This is a genomic window from Desulfuromonadales bacterium (assembly GCA_035620395.1).
In the GTDB taxonomy this organism is placed as follows: domain Bacteria; phylum Desulfobacterota; class Desulfuromonadia; order Desulfuromonadales; family DASPGW01; genus DASPGW01.
This window is the reverse complement of sequence record DASPGW010000139.1, coordinates 1-3,172: the sequence shown is the minus strand read 5'-3', so window position 1 is coordinate 3,172 and position 3,172 is coordinate 1. Positions and strand designations below refer to the sequence as shown.

General features: G+C 64.9%; 5 protein-coding genes. 4 read left to right on the top strand and 1 reads right to left on the bottom strand.

The window, feature by feature from the left end; translation table 11 throughout:
- Positions 1-371 (bottom strand): MFS transporter (locus VD811_07750; protein ID HXV20863.1); only part of this gene is annotated, 371 nt, incomplete at its 3' end.
- A gap of 172 nt (positions 372-543) precedes the next feature.
- On the opposite strand from VD811_07750, the gene extKL reads away from it, so the two are divergent.
- From extKL to VD811_07730, 4 genes are all read left to right on the top strand, one after another.
- On the top strand, positions 544-1,395 hold the full coding sequence (gene extKL / locus VD811_07745) for a multiheme c-type cytochrome ExtKL (GenBank protein HXV20862.1): 852 nt from the start codon (positions 544-546) through the stop codon (positions 1,393-1,395).
- Between the two features lie 15 nt (positions 1,396-1,410).
- Entirely contained in the window at positions 1,411-1,713 is a 303-nt protein-coding gene (locus VD811_07740) for a hypothetical protein (protein ID HXV20861.1), read from the top strand.
- 71 nt (positions 1,714-1,784) lie between these two features.
- The gene (locus VD811_07735) at positions 1,785-2,249 is read left to right on the top strand and encodes a (2Fe-2S)-binding protein (protein ID HXV20860.1); all 465 of its coding nucleotides are present in this window, start codon (positions 1,785-1,787) and stop codon (positions 2,247-2,249) included.
- Positions 2,246-3,172 (top strand): molybdopterin cofactor-binding domain-containing protein (locus VD811_07730; protein HXV20859.1); only part of this gene is annotated, 927 nt, incomplete at its 3' end. The genes VD811_07735 and VD811_07730, both read left to right, overlap by 4 nt.

The window sequence follows — 3,172 nt, the reverse complement described above, 5'->3', positions numbered from 1 at the left end:
GAGACCACCATGGCGAGGGTCGTGGCCATCACCATCGAGCCCCCCATCCCCTGCAGAAAACGCAGGCCGATCAACGCCTCGATCGACCAGGCCTGCGACACCGCCCCGCCGCCGATGGTGAAGATGACGATGCCGTACTGGAAGATGCGCCGGCGGCCGTGAATGTCCCCCAACCGCCCCATGGAAAGCAGGAAGATGGAGGCCGACAGCACGTAGACCGTCTCCACCAATCCCAGTTGCAGGGCGCTGGCGGCAAATTCCCGGCCGATGGCGGGCAGCGCCACACCGACGGCGGACATCATGAAGGGCATGAGGAAATGGGCCGTGCAGACGACGAACAGGGTGGCGCTGCGGGAAACCTGAGGCGGCATCGGGATCCTTGAGGAACGGAGGACAGGCGTTCGGAAGCGAGTGGCTACCATAGCCGATTTTGCGCCGAAAAAAAAGCTTGGGGCGTCCGACTGGCAGATTTCTCTCCGCTGTGTATATTTGACGAGGCACTCAAGAATCGCGGGTAAGCTCCGCAAGGAAGGGAGAGGCGATATGCGGGGGTTCCTGCTTTTTTTTCTTCTGGTCCTGCCGGCCGCGGCCCGGGCAGAAATCGCGTGTCTCGACGAACTCGTCCGGGCGTACGACGTTGAAGCGTGCAAGGCCTGCCATCCTGTTATCTACGAAGAATGGACGTCGTCGTATCATGCCCGCTCCGGCGTCAATTCCCTGGGCGTACTGCGGGAATTCATCGAGGCTGTAGAAAGAGACTGGCAAAGGGAATTCCGCAAGGAAGACCTGATGCGCTGCATGGACTGCCACGCCCCCCAGCTGAAGGACGCCTCCGAATCCCTGGTCTGGGAAGTGGCGCGGCTGGTCGTCGCCGCTACCGACGACAAGGATGCGGCCGGCCAGGAAGCCGCCCGGAAGAGCCTGGCCCGGCTGAACGTCAACTGCGTGTCCTGCCACAATCTCAAGGCTGCCGTGGAGAAGAACCTGCAGGGTGCGCCGCAGCCGGGAGTCTACTACGGCCCGACCGGCACGCCTTCTCCTGCCCATGGCACCGCCAGATCATCGGCGCTCACCTCCTCCTCTTTCTGCGGCCAGTGTCACAGCCTCTACACCGCGACGGACCGGGAGACCGCCTTCTGCACCTCTCTGTACGAGAGCTATCAGGATCATTACCGGGCCAATGGGGGGCTGGAGAGCTGCCAGGACTGCCACATGCGGGCCAAAGGGCGCGGCCACCGGATGCCCGGCCGGCACGACCTTGACGCCGTCAGGGACGCCATCACCCTGGAGGCGAGTGCCGTGGGGGTCAGGCTGCACCCGGGTCGGTGGCTTCCCGCCGCTGTGGTCAGCGTCAGCCTCGGCAACCGGGCCGGACACAGGGTTCCCGACGGCTGACTGTGGTCGGGCAAAGTGGTCCTGGAAGCGACCGCTACGACTGACACCGGGGAGATCATCCCCCTGGGGAGGAAGGAATACCGGGAGATCGGGCTCGACCTCGACGGCAACCAGCGGATGAGCGCCTGGCAGATCAAGGAGATCATCGATTTTTCCCTGCAGCCCGGCAAAACCCTGACGGAGAGGTTCATCCAGGAACTCCCCGAAGGGACCGGCAGCGCCGAGATCGAGGTCAGGGTGAGCATGTGGCCCGGACCGAAAACGGAGATGCTGGCGCACCGGGTAGTGAAAAAGATCAGCTTCGCACCACGCCCTTGAATCGCTGCTGGTGCGACCCGCGTTCTGAAAAGGCATCTCAACAAACAATCAGGAAACACAGGGAGGCCCCCATGATTACTCTGGATGTGAACGGGAAGAAGTATTCGGTGGATGTCCGGCCCGATACGCCGCTGCTGTGGGTGCTCCGGGAGTCGTTGAGCCTCACCGGCACCAGGTTCGGCTGCGGCGAGGCGCTCTGCGGGGCCTGCACCGTCCATATCGACGGGAAGGCGGAGCGCTCCTGCGTGATGCCGGTTGGCGACGTCCAGGGGAAGAAAATTACGACCATCGAGGGCATTCCGGAAAGCCATCCGGTCAAAAGGGCCTGGCTCGCCGACGAGGTCTCCCAGTGCGGCTGGTGCCAGCCAGGCCAGATCATGGCCGCCGTGGCCCTGCTCAAGGAGCAGCCGAAGCCGAGCGATACGGAGATCGATCGGGCCATGGAGGGGAATCTCTGCCGTTGCGGGACCTATCAGCGCATCCGCCGCGCCATCCACACGGCGGCGAACGAGACGGGGAAAGGGGGAAAGAAATGAGCGGGATCGTGAAGATGAGCCGTCGCGACTTCGTCAAGACCGGGGCATTGCTCGGGGGAGGGCTGGTTCTCGGCTGTCATATTCCTGTTTCAGGCCTCTTGCGCGAAGCGGCGGCGGCTGAGACACCCCTCTACGAGCCCAATGCCTTCATCCGCATCGGCGCCGACGACACCGTCACCCTCATCATCAACAAATCGGAGATGGGGCAGGGGGTCTACACCTCGCTGCCGATGCTGATCGCCGAGGAGCTCGAGTGCGACTGGCAGAAGGTGGTGGTGGAAGCGTCGCCGGTGGCTGCGATCTACAACCATACGACCTTCGGGTCGATGGTGACGGGGGGGAGCACCAGCGTGCGCACCGAGTGGGAGCGCCTTTCCACGGCGGGAGCGGCCGCCCGGGAGATGCTCATCGCCGCCGCCGCCCGGCGCTGGCAGGTCGAGCCGGCGAGCTGCCGCGCCGAAAACGGCAGGGTGCTTCACGCGAGCGGCAAGTCGCTGGCCTACGGCGAACTGGCGGAAGCTGCGGCCAAACTGCCGGTCCCCACGGAAATCCGGCTGAAGAGTCCCGCCAGCTATCGACTCATCGGCAAGCCGCGGCTCCGGCTCGACAGCCCGGCCAAAATCGACGGCTCGGCGCGGTTCGGGCTCGACGTGCAGCTTCCCGGGATGCTGACCGCCGTCATTGCCCGGCCGCCGGTCTTCGGCGGCCAGGTGGTGAGTTTCAAGAGCGAAAAGGCGAAAGCCGTTCCCGGCGTGCAGCAGGTGGTGCAGGTGCCCTCCGGAGTAGCGGTGGTCGCCGCCGGCTTCTGGCCGGCGCAGAAGGGGCGGGAGGCGCTGGAGATCGTCTGGGACGATGGCGCAGGCGCCACCCTCTCGACGACGGGAATGCGGGAGGAGTACGCAAAACTGGCCCGGACCCCCGGC

Bases quoted from the DNA above. Each gene is read 5' to 3' on its own strand.
- VD811_07735 (HXV20860.1), top strand. From the start codon at position 1,785: ATGATTACTCTGGATGTGAACGGGAAGAAGTATTCGGTGGATGTCCGG.
- extKL (HXV20862.1), top strand. From the start codon at position 544: ATGCGGGGGTTCCTGCTTTTTTTTCTTCTGGTCCTGCCGGCCGCGGCC.